The following is a 20,689-nucleotide window of genomic DNA, read 5'->3' as shown; positions in this document are numbered from 1 at the left end:
TGCCTTTGTCTACGTGCATATTTCTGCCGGCACAACTCACAACTCGCGAACTACAAAGTTCGCGCCACTGCGCCACTGCTATTGTTAAACCGACACCTCTATGACTCTCGACCTCACCGGCATTACCAGCAAAGCGGCCATCCACCAGCTGTTCAAGGAGAAGCTGGGCTTTGAAGACTGGTACGGCGCAAATTGGGACGCATTCTGGGATTCTATTGTGGCCATTGTGGAAATGCCGCCCGTGCTGACCTTAACCAACTGGGAGGAATTTGCCGAAAGCTGCCCCCGCGACATGGAAATTCTGCGGCAGGTGATAGAGGATTACGCGGAGGAAATGGCACCCAAGCGCATCGTGCTGGGGTAGCCTTTCGATGGCGTTGCACCGGGGTGATAACCGATATGACCAGAAGCCGGAAGCTGGGTTTCCTGGTGTACCAGCCCACCGAAGAATCGTTCTTCGACCTGTTCGAGCAGCTCCGCGCCGACCGCCTGATTCCGTAGCTGATTATGTGCTTGCGTGCACGCCGCTTTCAGCCCCGGCTAGGGTGGTGGCTGGGAGCGGCAGTTGGGCTTGCTAGCTCCGGCCAGTTCAGTGCCTCTTCTCAGCTCTCGAAACCAAATAACCCCGTTCAGGCAGGAAGTACCCGCGCATTTCGGGTAATATTTGTGCGGTTTCTGTCTTCAGGTTGCTTCCGCGCTACATGCTGCTCATCTTTCGTTTTGTCCTGCTTGCTTTTCTGGCACTAGGGGCGTCCCTGACCCACGCTCAAAAGGCACCCTTTAGCATCCAGACCGTTAGTCTGCCGAAAGGAATTGCGGACCGCAACAACCAGTTTTCCGGCCTGTTCATACGCAACAAGCAGCTGCTGCTGCTTTCGGAAAGCCGCTTGCAGGAGCGGGCCGAGGCCAAGGTGTACGCGCTGGACCTGAACAGCATCAGCAGCCAGCTCCAGCAGAAATCGGGAGAAGTAGCGTACCGCAAATACCCCCTGCAGAACCTGGATCTGATTCGGACCCGGATGGACAGCTTACGGCAGGAATACGAGGGCCTGGAGGGAATTACGATGGTAGGCAGCACGGCCTACTTCACCATTGAAACCACTACCCCCTCGGCCTACTGCTACCTGATTAAGGGCGAGTTAGATGAGGCCGGCGGCACCATTCGCCTGGATTCGCGCTACCTCGTGCCGCTGCCCAAACCCGTCCTCTCCAACGGTACTCACATCAACAACGCCGGCTTTGAGGCCGCCGCCGACTACGACCAGAGCCTGTTGTTGCTGTTCGAATACAACTACTTCACCCACGACAACTACGCTTTCCGGCTGCCCACCGCCGCCCCTACCCCCGATATTCCGCGCTACGTGCCCGTGGCCCGCCTGCCCTTCCGCGTAACGGACCTGGTACACGAGGGGAAGAACCGCTTTACGGCCATCAACTACTTCTACAACGGCGCCGACGACAGCGTGTACCGCACGCCGGGCCAGGACCCGAATACCCGCCTCATCCGCAACGGCAGCGGCTACCAGAATTACTGTCGCCTGCTTAGCCTGCGCTACAAGCGCAACAAGGTGAAGTGGAAGCCCCTGTTCGAACTGCCCCGGGAATATATGACCTATAACTGGGAAGGACTGGCGGCCTACCAGGGCGGCTACTTCCTGATCAATGACAAGTACGGCCCCTCCAACCAATCGACGCTGCTGTACCTGCGCCGGAAGTAAGTTTCCGAGCTGGGAGTACGCGTATCCCTTCCCTTTCCCCTACCCCCTATGCCCGGCCAAACCGATTTAACCCAGCTGCTGCGTACCCTGAAGCCGGAGCTGCAGCCAGGCACTTACGTGTACTGCACCGTTGCCACGCCGGAAGAACTGCCACTCACGGAAGTGGTTGGCACCTTTCGGGAACGAGAGGGCCTTACCGTTATTCTGCCCCAGGCCACGGCCGACCGGCTGGGGCTGCCCTACACCTTTGTGGCAGCCTGGATTACCTTGACGGTGCACTCGGCGCTGGAGGCCGTGGGCCTGACGGCCGCCTTTTCGCGGGCCCTGGCCCAGGGCGGCATCAGCTGCAACGTAGTGGCCGCCTACTACCACGACCATCTTTTCGTGCCCGCTGCCGCCGCGGAAAAGGCCCTCCGGATTCTGCGGGAGCTGGCCGAAGCCAAGCCGGTGCAACGCCCTTTGGGGGCCGCCAACACGTAAATAATCAGCCCCAAATCTGCCCCCCGGGTTGGGCATCGGCCGGCCTCGCACCGGAATAAATCCGCAACGGAGGTAGCCCGGCGCGGCAGTAGTGCCCGCCCCAGGCTACCTCCGTTGGCGGAAGGCCGAAAGCAATTAGCTGACCGTAGGCGGGTTGCGGTTGACTACCGGTCCGGCGCCGGCCAACTGGCTTACCATGTCGTCCAGGATTTCCTTGCCGTAGCCAATGCGGTTGGCGTACTCCATGCACAGGCCGTACTCGCGGGGGTCAATCTGGCCGTCCTGCAGCATCATCTGCACCAGCGTCTGGAGTTCCAGGGTGCGCTGCAGGCCGTCGGCGGGCACCACAAAGCTGAGTACGCTCAAGTTGTCGGCCAGGGGTTGGGTCTGCTTGGACGTCAGGCCCAGGCGGTTGCCAATCTGCAGCAGAAAGTCGCCTTCCTGCTCGTCCAGCTGGCCGTCGGCGGAGGCTATCAGCAGTAAATTCTGGAAGAAGCTCAGCTTCTTCTGCTCAGTATTCAAAACCTCTTCGAGGGTGTGTTGCGACTGCATAGCGGTAGCGGTGGAAGGTGAGAGAATTAGCCGCCTTGGGGCGAGTTTTCTTTTGAACGCGGCCTCCGGCGGAAGGTTATTTACCGCTTTCCACGGCCTGGCCCTCAAACATTCCCCTATACATGTCGTTTCTTTGGGCACCACTGTTCGACTGATGTGCCCCACGCGGGCACTACTTATTTGGCGCGCTTATTCATGATTACATCACTGCAACGGGGCGACGGCAGCACCTATCTGACCATTGAGCGCAACCTACTCGACAATTGGGTGCATGCGCGCTGGCACGGCCGCCAGACCCTGGGCACCGTGATGGACGGCGGCCTGACCCACCTGGAAATGCTGCGGCAGAAGCCCTGTGCCAAGCTCCTCAACGACCACCGCAGCCTGGTGGGCGCCTTCACCGAAGCCAACGACTGGATTCAGCAGGTCTGGACTCCGCTCATCATTGGGGCCGGCTTGCGCTACATCGGGCAGGTAGTGTCGCCGGATGTGTTCGGGCAGTTTTCCATGGAAGACCTGCAGCAGCGCATCGGCGACCAGCTACAGATTCATATGTTCCAGGAGCTGGAAGCGGCCGAAGACTGGCTGCGGGCCCAGAACTAGTTTCGGTTGTTTAGCGCTTTGGCTTCCAGGGCTCAGTTCCGGCGAAGAGGCGCCTGAGCGTGTACGCCCGCGCCTCCCGGGCAGAAAGCTGCCGGGCCCAGGCCACGCGCGTAGCGGCCGGCGCGGCGCCGGGCCCGGTGGAGCGGTACTCCACGTAGCGGGCGGTTTCTTCGCTTTCGGGCTTTTTCCAGTTGTCCCAGCCCGCGGGCCGGATGTGCGGCCCCATGTACGTGCGCAGGTAGGCTACCTGGGCGTAGGGCTGCCAGGGCCGCCCCAACGACACGTTGGTGGCCAAAGCCGTATCGGCCGTGAGGCGGCACTTCCGGAACACAAAGCCGTAGGCTTGGTCCGCGGGGGTAGCGGCCGCCGTGATGTGGGAGTTTTTCTTGCTGCGAATGGTGCAGTGGTCGAATACGGCCGTACTGCTCCCGAAAATAAAGTCGGTGGTGCCCTCAACAAAGCACCGGTAGAAATACTGCCGGGTGTGGGCAGTAGCCAGAAACAGGGTATCCTGGTCGCCGAGGATGCGGCAGTTGCGGAAGGTACAGCGGTCGGCCTCCACGTGCAGGGCCACGGCCTGCCCCGCCGTGCGGCCGGCCGTGTTCCGGAAGGTGAGGTTTTCGGCCCGGAAATCAGCCCCCTGTACCAGCACCGAGTACGAGGTGTAGGTGTTGAGGCTACCCTTGCCGCTGTGGTCATCGAAGGTCAGGATGGTCTGGTCCCGCTCGTCGCCCAGCAGCGTCAGGTGCGTTTTGGCGGCCGGCACTACCAGCTTTTCCTTGTACACGCCCCTGCGGATGCGGATTACTACCTCCTGCTCCGCTTGCGAAGGCGCGGCATTAATGGCCTCCTGCACCGTCCGAAATTGCCCGCTGCCGTCCTGGGCTACTACCAGTTCCGCACCCCTAACCCGGCTCAGGGTTAGCCAGGCGAGTATCACTACCAGAAAATATTTCATTGAATGGGGGTAAATCAGTACGCCGGAAATCGAAAGTAGAAAAGCTACCCGGCTTTGCAGTACAGGAGCGGCGCCGCATGTGGTGGCAACTCGGTTAGGTTAAGGCCATTGGTAACATTCGCGTAATGGTCTGGTCACATTGAAGTAATAGGTAATGCCGCTCTTTGCGCCAGCATTACCATTCTATGAAGAAACTGTTAACCAGCCTTTTGCTTCTGGCAGTAGGCTTCGCCCATGGCCAAGCCCCTGACACGGCAGCCAAGCCCCACCCAACAGCAAAAAAATGGTTTGAAACAGTTGCCATCCGGGGCTACCTGCAGGCCCGCTACAACCGCCTGCTGGAAACCAACCCCGACCTGGCCTGCGAGCAGTGCGACCGGTCGTGGGGCCGCAACGGCGGTATTTCCTTCCGGCGCATTCGCGTAATTTTCTACGGGCAGCTGCACGAGCGGGTGTACTTCTACCTCCAGCCCGATTTTGCCAGCACGCCCAGCGGCAGTACTTCCCTGCACATTGCCCAGATACGCGACGCCTACCTGGACCTGGGTCTGGAAAAAACCAACCAGTTTCGGGTGCGCATCGGTCAGAGCAAAATTCCCTTCGGTTTCGAGAACATGCAGTCGAGCCAGAACCGCCTCCCGCTGGACCGCAACGATGCCCTGAACAGTGCCCTGTCGAACGAGCGGGATTTGGGGGCGTTCCTGTACTGGGCACCCACGGCCGTGCGCCAGCGCTTTAGTCAGCTGGTGAAAGATGGCCTCAAGGGCTCCGGCGACTACGGCGTGGTGGGCCTTGGCGTGTTCAACGGCCAGACGGCCAACCGCCCCGAGCTGAACAACCAGCGCCACGTAGCAGCCCGCCTAACCTACCCCCTGGCTATTGGCAATCAGATCATTGAGCCCGCGCTGCAGGCTTATTCCGGCGAGTACGTAGTGGCCCGCGACCAGCTCTCGAGCGGCGTGAAGCACCGCCCCGACCTGCGCTACCCCGATCAGCGCGCGGCCGCTACCTTCGTGCTCTACCCCCAGCCATTCGGCATCCAGACGGAGTACAACGTGGGCCGCGGCCCCGAATTTAACCCGCGCACAGACAGCATTGAAACCCGGCGCCTGCACGGGGGCTACGTGCTGCTCAACTACCGCCTGCGCTACCGGCAGCAGCAACTCTACCCCTTCCTGCGCCTGCAATACTACGAGGGCGGCAAAAAGCACGAGCGGGACGCCCGCAGCTACCAGGTGCGCGAGGCGGAGTTGGGCCTGGAGTGGCAGCCCTTCCCCAGCTTCGAGCTGGTGACGATGTACACCCTGTCGCGGCGCCGGTTCGAGGATTTTCAGAAGCCGGATAACCGCCAGCGCGGCGGCTTGCTGCGCCTGCAGGCTCAAATTAATTTTTAGGGGTAGCGGCGCTTAGTCTTGGGTAGGGTCCCAGCCGCGGAGCACGGTGGGCAGGGTGTACTGCCGGGCGTCGGCGTCGGAAAGCTGCCGGGTCCAGGCTACGCGCTGCGTGGGGGCGGCGCCGGGGCCCCGGCTCTGATACTCGGCGTAGCGGGCGGTTTGCTTGTTGCTTTCCTTGTCCCAATGGTCCCAATCTTCGGGCCTGATCTGCTTGCCCAACTCGCAGCGCAGAAACACGGTTTTGGCGTAGGGCCGCCAGGGCCGGCCGAGGTAGAAGCTGCCGGCAGGGGCGTCGCCGGTAAGGCGGCACTGGTTGAACACGTAGCCGTAGCGGGTGCTGTCGGGGGTGGAGGCGGCCGTGACGAAGCCGCCGGTTTTGCAGAAAATGGTGCAGCGCTCAAACCAGGCCGTGCTGCTGCCGAAGATAAAATCCACGGTGCCTTCAATGTAGCAGCCCTCGTAGTACTGGCGGCTGCCGTAGCCGTAGGTGTAAAGCGTATCCTGAAAACCGAGGAAGCGGCAGTTCCGGAACCGGGCTTTGTCGCCGGCCACCCACAGGGCCACGGCCTGCCCCACCGGCCCCGAGGAGTTCTGAAACGTGAGGTTTTCGGCCGTGAAGTCGGCGCCGTAGATGTAGCAGCTGGCCGAGCCCGAGGTGCCCTTGTCTTCCCCGAAGATGTTTTTCTTCTGATTATAGTCGTCGTAGGTGAGGATGGTTTTCTCCCGGTCCTCGCCCACTATTTTCACGAAGTGCTTGGAGCCAGCCAGAATCAGCTTCTCCTTGTACACGCCTTTCTTAATGAAGATGGTGGTGACTTTCTTCCGGAAATCGGGCACGGCATTGAAGGCCTCCTGCACCGTCCGGAACTGCCCGCTGCCATCCTGGGCCACCACAAAATCGTAGCCGAGGGCGCGGCCCAGCGTCAGCCAGAGCAGCAGGCAGGAAAGCAGAACGGGTTTCATAGCGCGCGGGTGGGTAGGGCGGCAACTTAGGCGGAACAGGCCGCACTTCCGGCCCGCTACCCCGGAATTTTCGCGCAAACGTTGCCGGGAACGTTGCCGCTTCCTACCCCTCCGGCAGCATTCATCCCGGCGGCGCCCACGCAATGGCTGCAATGGGCCGCCCGACAACGCTACCCCCTACCCCTTATGAAACGGGCAACCCATCGCCATAGCTGCGGCCTTTTCGCTGCCGGCGGCGGGCATGGGCAGAGCCGCCCGGGCGCCTTTGCCGGTAGCTTGCACGTTGGTCAGCACGAAGCCGCTGGCGGGTAGCGTGGGCATGCGGGTCAGGTTGTAGCGCAGGTCCTGGGCGGGCACGTCGTAGCGGATGCCGTCGTTGAGGAAGGCCACGGCTTGCTTCAGGGCCTCAATGGTAATCCACTCGCCGGCGCAGCGGTGGCCGGTCAGGAACTCGCCTCCGCCCTGCGGAATAAAGTCGTAGGGGCTGGGCTTCCGCTGCCGGAACCGCTCGGGCCAGAACACTTCCGGGTCCTGCCACTCCCGCTCGTCGCGGTTGGTGCCGTACACGTCCAGCAGCACCAGCGTGCCCTTCGGGAACTCGAAGCCGTGCCAGGTAAACTCCTCGCGTACCAGTGCCCCCACAAACGGCGTGAAGGGGAAATAACGGCGTACTTCCTGGACAAACAGCTCGGCATAATCCTCGGCGGGGTTGCGCAACAGCTGGCGGTAGGCGGGGTGCTCGTGCAGGGCCAGCGCCGCGAAGGTGATGTAAGTAGCAATGGCCACGATGGGCCGGGTAGCGTTCATGAGCTCAATGGCGGCCATCTGTACATCCAGCAATTCGCCGTTCGTGTCCCGGTACCAGGCTACCATATGAGCCGGCGAGCCTTTCTGCACGGGCAGCTGGCCCTTCCGGATGGCCCGGATAATGCCGCGCATCCACTTCTCGCCCCGACTGCGAGCCTGCTTACCGCGCCAGTGCCGGGGCCCTACCCCGCCAAAGCCATCCACCATGTCGCCGAAGTCGCGGGCGCGCTGGCTTACTTCCTCTTCTGCCAAGGGGACCTCGGCCCAGGCGCAGGCCGCCCGGCACAGAATTTCCTGGGCTTCGCGGAAGAGCACTACCCGGTCCATCTTCTCCCAGCGGTGGGCGTAGCGCTGCCATTGCTCGGCCAGTAGGCTCATCAGCCGCTGCCGGCTGGCGGGCCCCATTAGGGCCATGAACATTTCCTTGCGGCAGCGGTGCTCCCCGTTGTCGCGGGTCTGGATGGCATCCAGGCCCATAAGCGTGGTTTGCACCCGGCGCGGCACGGCCCCCTTCCGGATAAAGAGCTTGGGGTTGTAGAATAGCTCGGCGGCCTCGGCTCCGTGCAGGCAAATGGCTGGCAGGCCCATCAGCCGGATCTGGAAGATGTCGGAGTTGAAGCGCTGACTTCGGTTGTAGAGGAAGGGGTAGCCTTCACGCAGCACATCCAGGGTACTATCGAAGCTCGGGTCGCGGAAAATCTTAGGCATAGCCGGTAAATAGGTAGCGGGTGCATCGCCGAAGCGGATACCTTTACCTTACGGGGTAGCGCTGCGCAGGATATAGACGAGCCAGGAGAATCACTACCATCGTATGGTACTTCGCCTTGGACTAGGCAGCTTGTGTTATTTCCTGAACTCTCACACCTCCATAACCACGCAGCGGTCCGGTAGCACTCTGGGCCAGAGAAGCAGCAGTCTTCAATTATTTTAGGGCCCTGGTATGAAATCTGAGCTGCAGGTGCATCTACTGGGTGTACCCGTTCCTGCACCCTATGAAACACCTGCTACTTTTTATCTTTTCTCTGCTATGCTTCTCCACCCTGGCCCAGCAGGCCCAGGTAGTGGGCCGGGTCCTCGATGATAAAACCGGGGCCGGCTTGCCGGGCGTTACCATTCTGCAGAAAGGCACTACCAACGGAGTTTCCTCCAACTCTGACGGCTCGTTTGCCTTTACTGTGCTGCCCGAACCCGAGGATAGCGTAAGCCTAGTTTTCTATTCCATCGGCTACCTCACGCAGGAACAGCGCGTGGCTGTTAGCCTTCCGCGCGTGTTTCGGTTAGCCATCAATCCCCATATCATCGAATGTTCTTTCAGCTCCCCTAAGTTGGCGGTGGGCCTGACGAGCGGAGTCCGGTACACGCCCGTTGGCGGCAATCTTCGCCTGTACGGGTACCGGTGGCTGCCGCGTCCGTTTATGGTGCCCGTGACAGTAGCTGCTAGTTACCGCACTAATCTGCACCGCAACTACGATTTCACAACCAGCCTTGAGCTGCCGGCCCTGGGCCAGTTGGGGCCGCTGTACGTGGGCGAGTCCGTAGGCTACCAGCACGTACGTAACGGACCGGCCAACCTGAGCTTCCATAGCTACCAGGCGGTGCTTACCTTCGATTTGGCCAGATTCATTCATTCGGCCCTGCCTACTGTGGTGCTAGGCGGCGGGTACGCTCAACTTGGGGCGGCATCGGGCACAGAAATGCGCCCTGGTGCGCACGGCTATGGCTATACGCTGGGCCTTCAGCAACAGGTACTACCCAGCTCCCTCGGCTTGCAGGCCAGCGTGCAGGCCACGCGCTGGCCCGGCTACTGGCAGTGGCAGGGCCGGCTGGCTTGCCCGCTGCCCCTAAACCTGCAGGCGGGGATAGAAATCAACTCCCTGCGCACCTACACGGAAGTAACCCTGGCGCTCAGCCGTTTCTTTTACTAACCGGAAGGCGCATACCCCAACCTAAACGCAAAAGCCCAGCCATGCAGGCTGGGCTTTTTTTATTGGAAACAACTGGCAGCCTAGGCTTTGCTATTGGTGATGAGCTCCACGATTTCCTCCGAAATACCGGTGGTGCTGAAGCCGCCATCATGCATCAGGTTCTGCATGGTTACGTAGCGCGTCAGGTCGGAGAACAGGCTGATGCAGTAGTCGGCGCAGGCTTCGGCCGGGGCGTTGCCCAGGGGCGAGAGACGGTCGGCGTACTCGTAGAACGCATCGAAGCCGCTGATGCCGGTGCCGGCCGTGGTTTTGGTGGGCGACTGGGAAACGGTGTTCACGCGCACTTTCTTCAGCTTGCCGAGGCGCTGACCGTAGCTGCGGGCAATGCTTTCGAGCACGGCCTTGGCCTGCGACATGTCGGTGTAGTCGAGGAAGGCGCGCTGGGCCGCAATGTAGCTCAGGGCCACCACCGAGCCCCACTCATTGAAGGCATCCTGCTTTTCGGCCACGGCCAGCATCTTGTGCAGCGACAGGGCCGATACGTCCAGGGTCTTCTGGTACCACTCGTAGTTCAGCTCGCCGTAGTGCTTGCCCTTGCGGATGTTGGCGCTCATGCCAATGCTGTGCAGCACGAAATCAAGCTTGCCGCCAAGCTGCTCCTGCGCACCGCTGAACAGCTTCTCCAGGTCCTCCATAGAGGTAGCATCGGCCGGGATGATGGGCGCGTTGCACTGCTCCGAAAGCTTGTTGATTTCGCCCATACGCATGGCCAGCGGGGCGTTGGTGAGCACAAAGCGGGCACCTTCGGCGTGAGCCTTCAGGGCTACTTTCCAGGCAATGGATTCTTCGTTCAGCGCGCCGGAAATGATGCCGACCTTGCCAGCGAGTAGGTTATTGGACATAGGATGAGTAGAGGCGTGTTGGAGTTTGAAATACAAAAGAGGCGAAAAAAATAAAGAACGTCATGCTGAGCGAAGTCGAAGCATCTCGTGTGCTGACGTTGAGTTACTACTCCAACGGCGCACACGAGATGCTTCGACTTCGCTCAGCATGACGTTCTAATAAGTTCGTCTATTTACCCCACCAGCTCCTCGCCCCGCATGGCCAGCAGTTCACGGGCACTCTGGTAGGCGTGCTGGCTGGGGTTGGCACCCGAAATCATCTGGGCAATTTCATGAATGCGCTCCTCCAGGTTCAGCATCCGGATATTGCTCACGGTACGGTCGGCGCGGTCTTCCTTGTACACGAAGTAATGCGCGTCGCCGGCGGCGGCCATCTGAGGCAGGTGGCTGATGGTAATGAGCTGGTGCTTGCGGGCCATCTGCTGCATCATGCGGCCCACCTTCACGGCAATTTCCCCGCTGATGCCCGTGTCAATTTCATCGAATACGATGGTGGGCAGGGCAGTTTTATCGGCCAGCATGTACTTGATGCACAACATCAGGCGCGAGAATTCCCCCCCGGAAGCGGCCTTGCTCAGGGTCTGGGGCTGGGCGCCTTTGTTGGCCGTGAACAGGATGCTAATCACGTCGATGCCGCTGGTGGCGGGCGGACCTTCCTGGTGCTGCACCACAATGCGGGAGTTCGGCATACCCAGGTCGGCCAGCAGAGCCACCAGCTCCTTCTCAAACTTCGGAAACACCTTGCGGCGCGCTTCCGAAAGGCGACTGGCTTGCTTTTTCACGGTTGCCAAAGCACCTTCGGCGTCGCGGCGCAGGCGGGCAATCTGCTTGTCGAGGTTAAGCACAGAGCCTACTTTGTCGCGCAAGTCGCCGCGCACGGCCAGCAGCCCTACCACGTCGCGGACCTGGTGCTTGCGCTGCAGGTTATACAGCACGTTCAGGCGGCCCTGCAGCTCATCGATGCGGGCGGGGTCGCCTTCGGTGCGGCGCTCTACTACCTCTATTTCGTCGGCAATATCGTGGAGCTCTATCAGGCAGCTATCAAGGCGGTGCTTCAGCTCCCGGGCCTGCTCCGAGTAGGCGGCAATCTGCCCCAGCAGGGTGGCCGCTTCCTTCATGGAGCCGGTAGCGCAATACTCGCTTTCCGAGAGGTGCTGCAGGGCCGAGGTCAGCTTGAACTTGATTTCCTCGGCGTGCTCTAGCTCCTTTACTTCCTGCTCCAGATCGTCCTGCTGCTCGTTGTCGAGACGAGCATCTTCCAGCTCATTGAGCAGAAAGCTGTGGTAATCCAGCTCCTTATTGGCCTGAGCCACCTGGTCCTCCAGCGTTTTCAGATCGGCTTCCAGCTTGCGGTACTGGCGGTAGGCATTGCTGTACTGGGCGCGGGTAGGCACCAGCCCAGCGTACAAATCCAGTAGGTTCAGCTGAAACACGGCGTCGCCCAGCAGCAGCGTATCGTGCTGGGAGTGGATATCCATGAGGTTGGCCCCGATGTTACGCAGGGTGTCCAGGGTCACGGGCGTATCGTTCACGAAGGCCCGGGACTTGCCGGCCGGACTAATCTCGCGGCGCAGAATGCACTGGGTGTCGTAATCGAGGTCTTCGGCTTCGAAAATATCCTGCAGCTGGTAGCTGCTGATATCAAACTGGCCTTCAATCACGCACTTCTTCTCCGTATCGAAAAGCATGCGCGAATCGGCGCGGTTGCCGAGCAGCAGGCCAATGGCCCCGAGCATGATGGACTTGCCCGCCCCGGTTTCACCGGTAATGATATTCAGGAGAGCCGAGGGTTGCAGCTGGAGCTGCTCAATCAGGGCGTAGTTTCGGATGCGCAGGTCAACGAGCATAGCAATCCAACGATGAGGGCCGCACAACCGGCCGTAGCTGACAAAAGAGAAATGCTACGGGCCGGTCACAACCGGGTCTAGTAGCTTTAGCAAAGCTACTAGCTCATTTAGTTAATTGCTAACTTATTTTGCTTAATAATTCGTACCGGTTTTCCTTGCCTACGGTTGCCGCAGGATGGCCTGGTACTTGGCTGAGTTGGTGGGGTCGGTTTCCGAAAGCAAGGTGGCCACCGCTACTTTCTGCTCCTGATCGGGGCTGGTGCGGAAGATATTGGCCATTTCGTCGGCCTTGGTTGAGAAAAAAGCGCGGGCCAGCAAGGTGTTTGGCCGCCGCACCACCGCCTCCTGAATACCGCGCAGCGAGGTAGCAATATTGGCGCGGGCCTCTTCGGGCTTGGTGATAAAAATATCCATGCCCTGCCGGTGGTAGGCGTAGAGCGTGGCTCGGAAAGCCTGCAGCTGCGGGTCCTGGAGGTTGTTGAGCAGATTGTAGCGGTTGGCGTTGTTGCTATCCTTCCACCCTTCGTCGGCCTCGGTGGTGACGTTCTGGGAGGCGGCATTGGTGACAATGGTGCGGGCCCGGTCGTAGTAAGGCGAGCCGCTCAGGGGCGCGAAGCTGTCCTGGTCCATCCCGATGATAACGTAGGCGTAGAAAGACAGCAAGGACGATAGGTTGCCAACAAAGGTATTTTCCGAATAGTCAATCGGGTTTTGGGGCGAGTAATTGAAGATCCAGCCCCGATCCGCGAAGCTCAGCAGATTGGTTTCGTAGCCGGTGCCGTACACGGGCCGGGTGCTCACAATGCGCACGGTGGCGCGGTACGTGCCGTTCTGCGGAATCTCCGTGATGCCCACGAAGAAGCGGCACCGGATCCGCTCCTCGGGCCGGTACGCTTGGTTGGTGAAGGTGCGCGTGTTCAGGAACGTCTGCATGTCGTTGCGCATCTGCTGCACCAGCTGCCGGTCCGAAATGGTTACGTTTTCGGTGGTCACGGTTACTTCGGCCTGCAGCTCCTGGCCCCGGGCGGGGCGCGTGAACAGCACGGCGGCAAGCAACAGACAGAACAGCAGCGGAAGATTACGCATGATGAGACAGACGAGCTAGAACAGTGTGCACAATGTCGCGGGCTACTTCCGATTTCGGCTTCAGTTCAAAGATAGTCACGCGGCCATCGGCTTCCAGCAGGGTTATCTTGTTGGTATCGTGGCGGAACCCGGCGCCGGCATCGCGCAGGGAGTTAAGCACTACCAGGTCGAAATTCTTGCGTTGAAGCTTGCTGAGGGCGTGGGCCCGCTCATTTTCCGTCTCCAACGCAAAACCCACGGAAAATTGTTCGGGCCGCTTGGTTTTGCCCAGGGTAGCGGCAATGTCAATATTCTTTACCAGCTCCAGGGTCAGCGTGTCGCCGGCTTTCTTAATCTTGTTTTCCGCTACGTGGGCTGGCTTGTAATCGGCCACGGCCGCCGCGAATACCCAGATATCGGCCGCAGAAGCCAGCGCTTCGGCGGCGGCGTACATCTCATCGGCGGTCTGCACCCGCTGCGTCCGGATACCGGGGTGGCTGGGGTCGGGCAGGCTGGTTGGGCCGCTGATCAGGTGCACCTCGGCGCCGGCCGCCGCAAAGGTTTCGGCCAGCGCGTAGCCCATTTTGCCGGTGCTGTGGTTGCCTATAAAGCGCACCGGATCGAGAGGTTCGTAGGTGGGGCCGGCCGTAATCAGAACACGCATGCCAGAGGAGTTGGAAGAAAGCGAAAAGGCGGAGGGGCTCCCCCCGGTCAGACCTTAAAGGTAAGGGCTGCCGCTTTTCCTACCCCCTTCCCTTTCGTAAACCTGTTTCAGCCGACTGCTTTCGGCCCGGCTCTAGCTGAAGAACCGCTCCAGCTCAGCTACTATTTCCTCAGGCTCCAGCATGCGGCCAGGGCCGCTGAGGCCGCTGGCCAACTCCCCGGCCGGCGACTCCCACACGGTATTTCCGTACTGGCGCAGGCGCCCCAGGTTAGCCTGGGTGGCCGGGTGCTGGTACATGTCCAGGTCCATGGCCGGCGCCACGAACACCGGGCAGCGGGCCGACAGATACACGGCATCCAGCAAAGTGTCGCAGAGGCCGTTGGCGAGGTGAGCCAGCGTATTGGCCGAGGCGGGCGCTACCACCAGCGCATCGGCCCACAGGCCCAGGTGCACGTGGTTGTGCCACTCGCCGGCCCGCTCATCCTTCAGAAAGCCCTGCAACACCGGATTTTTCGAGAGCGTACCCAGCGTGAGGGGGGTAACGAAAGCGGCGGCGGCGGGCGTCAGAACGACCTGCACCTCGGCACCGGCCTTCACCAGCAGCCGCACCAGCACGGCCGACTTATAGGCCGCTATGCTGCCACTGACGCCCAGCAGAATCTTACGGCCTTGCAGGACGGATACAACAGAACTCATGGGGTCTTACAGCTTATCGGGCCGCCTACCCCTCCTTACTCGGGCGGGGGTAGCAAGGTATGTACAAACAAAACGGATTACACAGATCAGCCCAGTGGCTACCCCTGTGTAATCCGTTGCTTTATCTGGCCTGAACCTGAGTACTACTCCGCTTTGGGCTCCTCCTCAGCCAGGGTGCGGAAGTGCACTTTGCCTTCCAGAAATTCTTCTACGGCCAGGTTGGTGGGCTTGGGCAGACGCTCGTAGTGCTTGGAAATTTCGATTTGCTCGCGGTTTTCAAACACTTCTTCGAGGTTGTCCACGGTGGTAGCAAACTCGGCCAGCTTGCCGTTGAGCTCTTCTTTCAGCTTCACGGAAATCTGATTGGCGCGCTTCGAGATGATGGCAATGCTCTCGTACACGTTGCCGGTCTCGTGGGTGAAGTCCGACATGTTGCGGGTCACAATGGAAGCGGGTACGTTATTCGGAGTCTTCATAAACTGATGAGTTGAGAATGTGCAGAAGGTAGGAGTACTGTGAGCAGGCCGGCAACATGGCAAAATACGGTTCGCTGTCTAAACCACATTCAGCACGATGCAAGCTCATTGTTCGCAGTACACGTTATTTGGCGGCCGTCGATTCGGCAGATTTAATTTTGGCTACTTCGTCGCGGGCGTTTTCGTACATGCGCTCCGCTTCCTTCAGATTTTTGCTTTGCGGAAAGGCATCCACAAAGTTCTGGTAGAAAGCAATGGCTTCCAGGTACCGCTCGCGCTGCTTTTCCTCTACGCTTTCCCGGGCCAGGTCGTGCTGGGCGCTGAGCTTGTAGAAGGCCGCCTGCTCGGCCAGGCCCGAGGCCGGGTACTGCTGCTGAAAGCCCGTGAAAGCCGTTACGGCCGACTGGTAGTAGCGCAGATCATAGTAGAGGCGGGCGGCGCGGAAGTCTTTGTTTTCCAGCTTTTTCTGCAGCTCCTGCGACATCCCCTCCGTCTCGGCCCGGAACCGGCTCTCGGGGAAGCGGTTCAGAAAATCCTGAATGACTTCCAGGGCGGCAATGGTATTGGTCTGGTCCAGCTGGTAGTCGGGCGAGTCGCGGAACAACGACTTGGCCTGCATGAACGCCGATTCCTCGGCGTACTGCGAGTTAGGATAGGTTTCGTAGAACGTCTTGAAGTAATAGGCGCTCAGGGTGTAGTTGCGCTGCTGAAAGTTGGTGTTGGCGAAGTAAAACTGGGCTTTTTCGGCCTCAGGACGCCCTTTCAGCAGAGGATTCAGTTCTTCGAGCAGGGTGCCGGCCTTGAAGTAGTCGCCTTTTTCGTAGTACTGGATGGCGGCTTCATACTTCTTGTTCACGTCGGTACTCTTGAGCAGCTTCTGGTAGCCGGAGCAGGAGCCGAGCAGCAACGCGCTCAATAACAGAACAAAAAAGGCAGGGCGAAAAGACAGCATAAGGGCGCAAAGGTAAGAATAATCGGTGAGGCAAATCAGGTGCCCGTTGCGGGTTGTTGGTGGCCAGGACAGGGAGCCCGGAAAACGTGCGGCAACCGGCGTCCTGCCTGGTTTATTTCTGCGCTGGTTTGGCAGTTGATTTCGGTTTGGTGGAGGCCGGTTTTTTCGGGGTAGTTTTGCGGGCAGAAACAGTTTTCTTCTTAACCGGCGCGGCCTTCTTTTTGGGCTTGGCCGGCGGGGCGAAGTGCTTGCCTAACGTCTGGCGGCGGGTGGGGCGTTCCGTAGCCCGCCACCGGAAATCTTTCAGCTTGGCATCTTCGGGCTTGAGCTCATTGGGCGGAATAAAGCTGGCCTCCGGATTGGTCAGAAAGCTAATGGTCTGCAGCTTGCTGTCGGCAAAGCGCAGGGCCATGGTAGCCGAGAGGCTTTTATTGACCCCCGACACGGCCGTGTCGCCCTCAAGAGCATAGTAGAGGCTCTCGGCGTTGCCAAGCACGTCAATTTTTTTTATCGACTTATCCCGGAAGTAGGCCACCATGTAGCGCCCCTTCACCTGGTTGAAGTTGAGCAGGGTATCCTGCCCGATGCTAAAGGCGTGCCCGTAGAGCCGCATCTGGTCGATCTGGCCCCGGCGCTGCTGAATCTGGATGGAGTCGGCGGTGAGCTGGTTGCGCTGGTTCCAGAGCACCGGGTCGTGGCTGAGGTAGATGACCGAATCCTGCCGGTCGTAGGTCAAGGAGTCGCAGCGGCCCTGCAGATCGGCCCGGAAGATGGCCACCTTGCGGTAGGCATAGATAACGCCGGCCTTGTTCTGGGGTGGGCGCCCCTCCACGCTCACCAGCGTATCGGCGGTGAGGTAGAGCGTATCCCGGTCCGAGATATTGCGCATCACGGGGCGGCTGCCGTACACTTTGGCCCGGCCCTGCGTGCGCCAGTAGCGGCCCACATCACCCCGAATTACGAGGTTATCCTTCTTGGAAGTCATCGAGACGTGGCCCGTAGCTACGCCGTACTGCCGGGCTTCGTCGTAGAACAGCTTGTCGCCGCCGAGCAGGTAATTGGGCGTCTCAATTCGGGCGTTGCGGGCGAAGTTGGACACCTTGGTAATGGTGTTGTAGGTGCCGTTTTCGGCGTAGAGGTTGCCCTGCTTGCCCCGGATGCGCGTCGGCCCGAAGAAGTAGGCAATCTTGCTGACCGTGTTGTACTGCAGCGTATCCGTGTCGATGTTGTTTTCCTTGGTCACCAGCTTCACGTTGCGCTTGAAGCTGAACACCTTGCTTTGGGTGTTGTAGTAGCCAAATTGGCTATCCAGCGTATTTTCGGGGTCCTGAAGGTGGCCGCCGGTGCTGTAGTAGGCCAGGTTCTGGTTCAGGTCGTAGTCGAGCAACTGGGTGGTGAGGGTCATGCGCGGGTCGCGCATGGTCACGTTGCCGGTCATGCGGGCCTTGCGGGTGTCGCCGTCGTAGGTACCCCGGTTGCCCGTGATAGTGATGGTGTCGTTCTGAATGATGCGCACGTTGCTGAAGGCCTCCAGGGCGTTGCGCTCGGTGTACTGGTAGGCCGAGTCGCAGTAGAGCAGCGTGGTACCCTGCCGGAAGCTGACGTTGCCGATGATTTTCCGGATTTCAACTCCGTTGAAAGTGCCCCCGACCAGCTTACCGGCACCGGGTAACAACTCAATGCGCTGACCTTGCGGCGGGGTAGCAGGGGTAGCAGGCCGCGCGGCCGGACGTTGCTGGGCCCAGGTGAGGGTAGGCAGCAGCAGCAGAAGGAGAAAAAGAGACTTCGGGAACGACATTTAACTGCAAAGGTAAAGAAGGGCCGTTGCTAACGGTTTTCTTTGTGGAATAGTACGAATGTTCCACAAAGAACAGCAGTAGGGAGCGGGGCTTGCCCCCGCCCGCCGCCCAAACGATACCATGCGGGTAATTTGCCGAGTGGACGATATCGTTCGGACGACGGGCGGGGGCAAGCCCCGCTCCCTACCTCCCAGTGCAAATTTTAGTTTTTCCTACCCCCCATGCTCGACCGAATCCAAGCCTACATACAGGAACACAACCTCTTCTCCCCCACCGATAAGCTGCTGGTGGCCGTCAGCGGCGGCCTCGACTCCGTGGTGCTGGCCCATGTGCTGCACAAGCTGGGGGTAGAGTTTGCCGTAGCCCACTGCCACTTCGGGCTGCGGGCCGAGGAAGCCGACGCCGACGAGCAGTTCGTGCGCAAGCTGGCGAGGCAGTACGAGGTGCCGTACTTCGTAGAGTTTTTCCAGACCAAAAAGTTTGCCGAGCAGGAAGGCGTTTCGACCCAGATGGCGGCCCGGGCCTTGCGCTACGAGTGGTTTGAGCGCATCCGCCAGGCCCAGGGCCTCGACTACATTGCCACGGCCCACCACCAGCGCGACACGGCCGAAACCATGCTGCTCAACCTCACCCACGGCACCGGGCTGGCGGGCCTGCACGGCATCCGGCCCAAAACCGGCCACCTGGTACGTCCTCTGCTGGCCGTGAGCAAGCCCGACCTCTACGACTACGTGGTGGAAAACCGCCTGATCTGGCGCGAAGACGCCTCCAACGACTCGCCGGTGTACCAGCGCAACCGCCTGCGCCTGGAGGTGCTACCCGTGCTGCGCGACATCAACCCCTCCCTCGACCATACAATGAGCATCACGGCCGAGCGGGTGGGCGGGGCCGAAGAAATCGTGCGCCGCTACGTGGAAGAAACCGCCGCCCAGGCCCGCCGCGACGAAGCCACTACCACTTACCTCGACATCCGAACCCTGCAGAATACAGCTGCTACCGCCGTAGTGCTGCACGAGCTGCTGCGGCCCTTCGGCTTTTCTTACCTGGTCGTGAAAGACATCGTGCAGAGCTTCGGGGCCGAGTCAGGCCGCCGGTTTGAGTCGCCGACCCACCTGCTGGTGAAGGATCGGGAGCAGCTGGTCATTACCCCGCGTACCCTCACCAAGTTTGGCACCCATCAGCTGCAGGCCGGGCAGGAAGCCCTCAAGATTGATGGCTTGCACCTGCGTACCGAGCTGCTGGAAGTAACCGAAGACTTCGAGGTACCCCGCGGCAAAGCCGTGGCCGCGCTGGATGCCGACGTGCTGAAGTTTCCGCTCACGGTGCGCGCCTGGCAGGAGGGCGACTGGTTTATGCCCATCGGGATGAAGGGCAAGAAAAAGCTCTCCGACTTTCTCATCGACCAGAAAGTGCCCCTCAATCTCAAGGACAACGTGCAGGTGCTGGTTTCCGCCGACGGCAAGATTGCCTGGGTTATCGGCTTCCGCCCCGACGACCGGTTTAAGGTGACCGAGGAAACCGAGCGGGTGCTGGTGGTGAAGCGGATGTAATGTGAGGAACTCCCAATGTCACAAAATGGCCCGATTTGTCCTTGATTGCACTACTCAATGATACTTATTTAGGGAACCATTTCATATAACCCTCATAGTATCATGAAAAAATTTCTAGTAGTGGCCGCCCTGCTGGGTGGTGTATCGTTCAGCAGCATGGCTGCAGAATCTTTTGCCTCAAGCGAAACAAAAGCTTTAGTCACACAACCAGCGCGTCCGGAGCCAGCCAATAAAGGCGTAGCGCAGCCCTTGGTATTTCAGTGGGAGTGCTACAACGTAGAATTGAGTTGCGGACTTCACGCGGTAGATTGTGGAGAATACGCCGATGTATATCGTCGGGCAGTAGAGGCCCAACGTACACTCTGTAGATAGAAAATCTGTGCTGTTTGCACATTACGAAGAAAAAGGGCCTTACTATAGGCTCTTTTTCCATTTAACCACGGCATGAACGTCCTATCAACTTTGTTGTGAAAAGACATTTTTTATTCATCCTGATTTTACTTGGTAGCATTACAGCGCACGGCCAAAAAGTAGCACAAGGCCAAAATTATCAAAATATTAAGTGCATATACAATCTCACATTTCAACCTGATTCCACTAACTCTTCTATCTTAAGAAGGGAAAAGTATTTCTTGTTCATAAGTAATGGCAAATCAAAATTTCAAGCTATCAATAGCTTTTTATTAGATTCACTTTTATTATCAGCAAGCGAACACCCTCCCGTCAATTCTAACGTTCAGCTTTCAAGTCTACCAGATCCTTATTTCACTTATACTATTATTAAAGAAAATAATAATATAGCTACTTACGACAACATATACACTACTGACTACAAATACACAGAAACTAATCCATTCCAGTGGACGATAACAACGGAACGCCGTACAATAGCCGGGTACACCTGCCAGCGAGCTACCACCTCCTACGCTGGTCGTACGTATGATGCTTGGTTTACGAAGGAAATTCCGGCAAGTGATGGACCTTACAAATTCATGGGCTTACCCGGTTTAATTATCAAGATTCAGGATACAAGAAAGCATTATTCTTTTGAAATGATTACCCTTAACAGAACCAAACAAGATATAAAACTAATTCCCCTCAAAGCAAAAATCACCCCTACTACTAGAGTCAAATTTCTTAACAGCTGGAGGAATTTTCACTATAATGCCATTGACATTATGGCTCAGAATGGATGGAAGTATGGAGACTATGAAAATCAAAAAATAAAATACAAAGAAAGAATAAAGAGAGAAAATAATTTTATTGAACTTAAATATTAGCAACTATCTATCTACAACACATTACATCAACCGGGTCCAATGCTAGGCAAGCTTCTAC

18 protein-coding genes and 1 pseudogene are annotated in these 20,689 nt (G+C 58.9%); 8 read left to right on the top strand and 11 right to left on the bottom strand.

What is annotated here, in order from left to right; all coding sequences use genetic code 11:
* The first annotated feature begins 100 nt into the window (after positions 1-100).
* From GGU46_RS06435 to GGU46_RS06420, 3 genes are all read left to right on the top strand, one after another.
* Positions 101-364: a barstar family protein gene (locus tag GGU46_RS06435; protein ID WP_183402744.1), complete on the top strand. Its 264-nt coding sequence runs from the start codon at positions 101-103 to the stop codon at positions 362-364.
* 337 nt (positions 365-701) lie between these two features.
* Entirely contained in the window at positions 702-1,718 is a 1,017-nt protein-coding gene (locus GGU46_RS06425; protein WP_183402743.1) for a hypothetical protein, read from the top strand.
* A 48-nt stretch (positions 1,719-1,766) separates the two neighbouring features.
* Complete coding sequence (locus tag GGU46_RS06420; RefSeq protein WP_183402742.1) at positions 1,767-2,198, top strand: ACT domain-containing protein; 432 nt, start codon at positions 1,767-1,769, stop codon at positions 2,196-2,198.
* Between the two features lie 135 nt (positions 2,199-2,333).
* On the opposite strand, the gene GGU46_RS06415 is transcribed toward GGU46_RS06420, so the two are convergent.
* The gene (locus GGU46_RS06415) at positions 2,334-2,750 is read right to left on the bottom strand and encodes a tellurite resistance TerB family protein (protein WP_183402741.1); all 417 of its coding nucleotides are present in this window, start codon (positions 2,748-2,750) and stop codon (positions 2,334-2,336) included.
* A gap of 195 nt (positions 2,751-2,945) precedes the next feature.
* Between GGU46_RS06415 and GGU46_RS06410 the strand changes: the two genes are divergently transcribed.
* Positions 2,946-3,353, top strand: a complete 408-nt coding sequence (locus GGU46_RS06410; RefSeq protein WP_183402740.1) for a hypothetical protein — start codon at positions 2,946-2,948, stop codon at positions 3,351-3,353.
* A 10-nt stretch (positions 3,354-3,363) separates the two neighbouring features.
* Here GGU46_RS06410 and GGU46_RS06405 read toward each other — a convergent pair whose 3' ends face one another.
* Entirely contained in the window at positions 3,364-4,311 is a 948-nt protein-coding gene (locus GGU46_RS06405) for a pectinesterase family protein (protein ID WP_183402739.1), read from the bottom strand.
* 185 nt (positions 4,312-4,496) lie between these two features.
* Here GGU46_RS06405 and GGU46_RS06400 point away from each other — a divergent pair, with 185 nt between their 5' ends.
* Positions 4,497-5,705, top strand: a complete 1,209-nt coding sequence (locus GGU46_RS06400; protein ID WP_183402738.1) for a porin — start codon at positions 4,497-4,499, stop codon at positions 5,703-5,705.
* Positions 5,706-5,717: 12 nt separating this feature from the next.
* Here the strand turns inward: GGU46_RS06400 and GGU46_RS06395 are convergent, their stop codons facing one another.
* Positions 5,718-6,668 carry a pectinesterase family protein gene (locus GGU46_RS06395; RefSeq protein WP_183402737.1) on the bottom strand — a complete coding sequence of 317 codons (951 nt, stop codon included), beginning with the start codon at positions 6,666-6,668 and terminating at the stop codon, positions 5,718-5,720.
* Positions 6,669-6,845: 177 nt separating this feature from the next.
* The gene (locus tag GGU46_RS06390) at positions 6,846-8,183 is read right to left on the bottom strand and encodes a cytochrome P450 (protein WP_183402736.1); all 1,338 of its coding nucleotides are present in this window, start codon (positions 8,181-8,183) and stop codon (positions 6,846-6,848) included.
* Between the two features lie 284 nt (positions 8,184-8,467).
* Between GGU46_RS06390 and GGU46_RS06385 the strand changes: the two genes are divergently transcribed.
* On the top strand, positions 8,468-9,400 hold the full coding sequence (locus GGU46_RS06385) for a carboxypeptidase-like regulatory domain-containing protein (protein ID WP_183402735.1): 933 nt from the start codon (positions 8,468-8,470) through the stop codon (positions 9,398-9,400).
* An 80-nt stretch (positions 9,401-9,480) separates the two neighbouring features.
* Here the strand turns inward: GGU46_RS06385 and GGU46_RS06380 are convergent, their stop codons facing one another.
* The 7 genes and pseudogenes from GGU46_RS06380 to GGU46_RS06345 all read right to left on the bottom strand — a co-directional run bounded on the left by GGU46_RS06380 (position 9,481) and on the right by GGU46_RS06345 (position 17,800).
* A complete protein-coding gene (locus GGU46_RS06380) occupies positions 9,481-10,302 on the bottom strand; it encodes an enoyl-ACP reductase FabI (RefSeq protein ID WP_183402734.1) in 822 nt (273 codons plus the stop codon).
* Between the two features lie 173 nt (positions 10,303-10,475).
* On the bottom strand, positions 10,476-12,149 hold the full coding sequence (gene recN, locus GGU46_RS06375) for a DNA repair protein RecN (RefSeq protein WP_183402733.1): 1,674 nt from the start codon (positions 12,147-12,149) through the stop codon (positions 10,476-10,478).
* 159 nt (positions 12,150-12,308) lie between these two features.
* A complete protein-coding gene (porD, locus tag GGU46_RS06370; RefSeq protein WP_183402732.1) occupies positions 12,309-13,235 on the bottom strand; it encodes a type IX secretion system protein PorD in 927 nt (308 codons plus the stop codon).
* Positions 13,228-14,574 (bottom strand): annotated as a pseudogene (locus tag GGU46_RS22055) (bifunctional phosphopantothenoylcysteine decarboxylase/phosphopantothenate synthase). The gene porD and the pseudogene GGU46_RS22055 overlap by 8 nt, the downstream one beginning before the upstream one ends.
* Before the next feature lie 143 nt (positions 14,575-14,717).
* Complete coding sequence (locus GGU46_RS06355) at positions 14,718-15,050, bottom strand: DNA-directed RNA polymerase subunit omega (RefSeq protein ID WP_183402729.1); 333 nt, start codon at positions 15,048-15,050, stop codon at positions 14,718-14,720.
* 124 nt (positions 15,051-15,174) lie between these two features.
* Positions 15,175-16,002, bottom strand: a complete 828-nt coding sequence (locus GGU46_RS06350; protein WP_183402728.1) for an outer membrane protein assembly factor BamD — start codon at positions 16,000-16,002, stop codon at positions 15,175-15,177.
* A gap of 112 nt (positions 16,003-16,114) precedes the next feature.
* Positions 16,115-17,800, bottom strand: a complete 1,686-nt coding sequence (locus GGU46_RS06345) for an OstA-like protein (RefSeq protein WP_183402727.1) — start codon at positions 17,798-17,800, stop codon at positions 16,115-16,117.
* Positions 17,801-18,022: 222 nt separating this feature from the next.
* Between GGU46_RS06345 and tilS the strand changes: the two genes are divergently transcribed.
* Together tilS and GGU46_RS06335 are read left to right on the top strand one after the other, a co-directional pair.
* Positions 18,023-19,351: a tRNA lysidine(34) synthetase TilS gene (gene tilS, locus GGU46_RS06340; RefSeq protein ID WP_183402726.1), complete on the top strand. Its 1,329-nt coding sequence runs from the start codon at positions 18,023-18,025 to the stop codon at positions 19,349-19,351.
* A gap of 467 nt (positions 19,352-19,818) precedes the next feature.
* Positions 19,819-20,631, top strand: a complete 813-nt coding sequence (locus GGU46_RS06335; RefSeq protein ID WP_183402725.1) for a GLPGLI family protein — start codon at positions 19,819-19,821, stop codon at positions 20,629-20,631.
* Positions 20,632-20,689: the final 58 nt, after the last annotated feature.

Origin of the sequence: Hymenobacter latericoloratus (genome assembly GCF_014199535.1) — a bacterium.
Taxonomy (GTDB): Bacteria; Bacteroidota; Bacteroidia; order Cytophagales; family Hymenobacteraceae; genus Hymenobacter; species Hymenobacter latericoloratus.
This window is presented reverse-complemented; position numbering and strand designations above follow the sequence as displayed.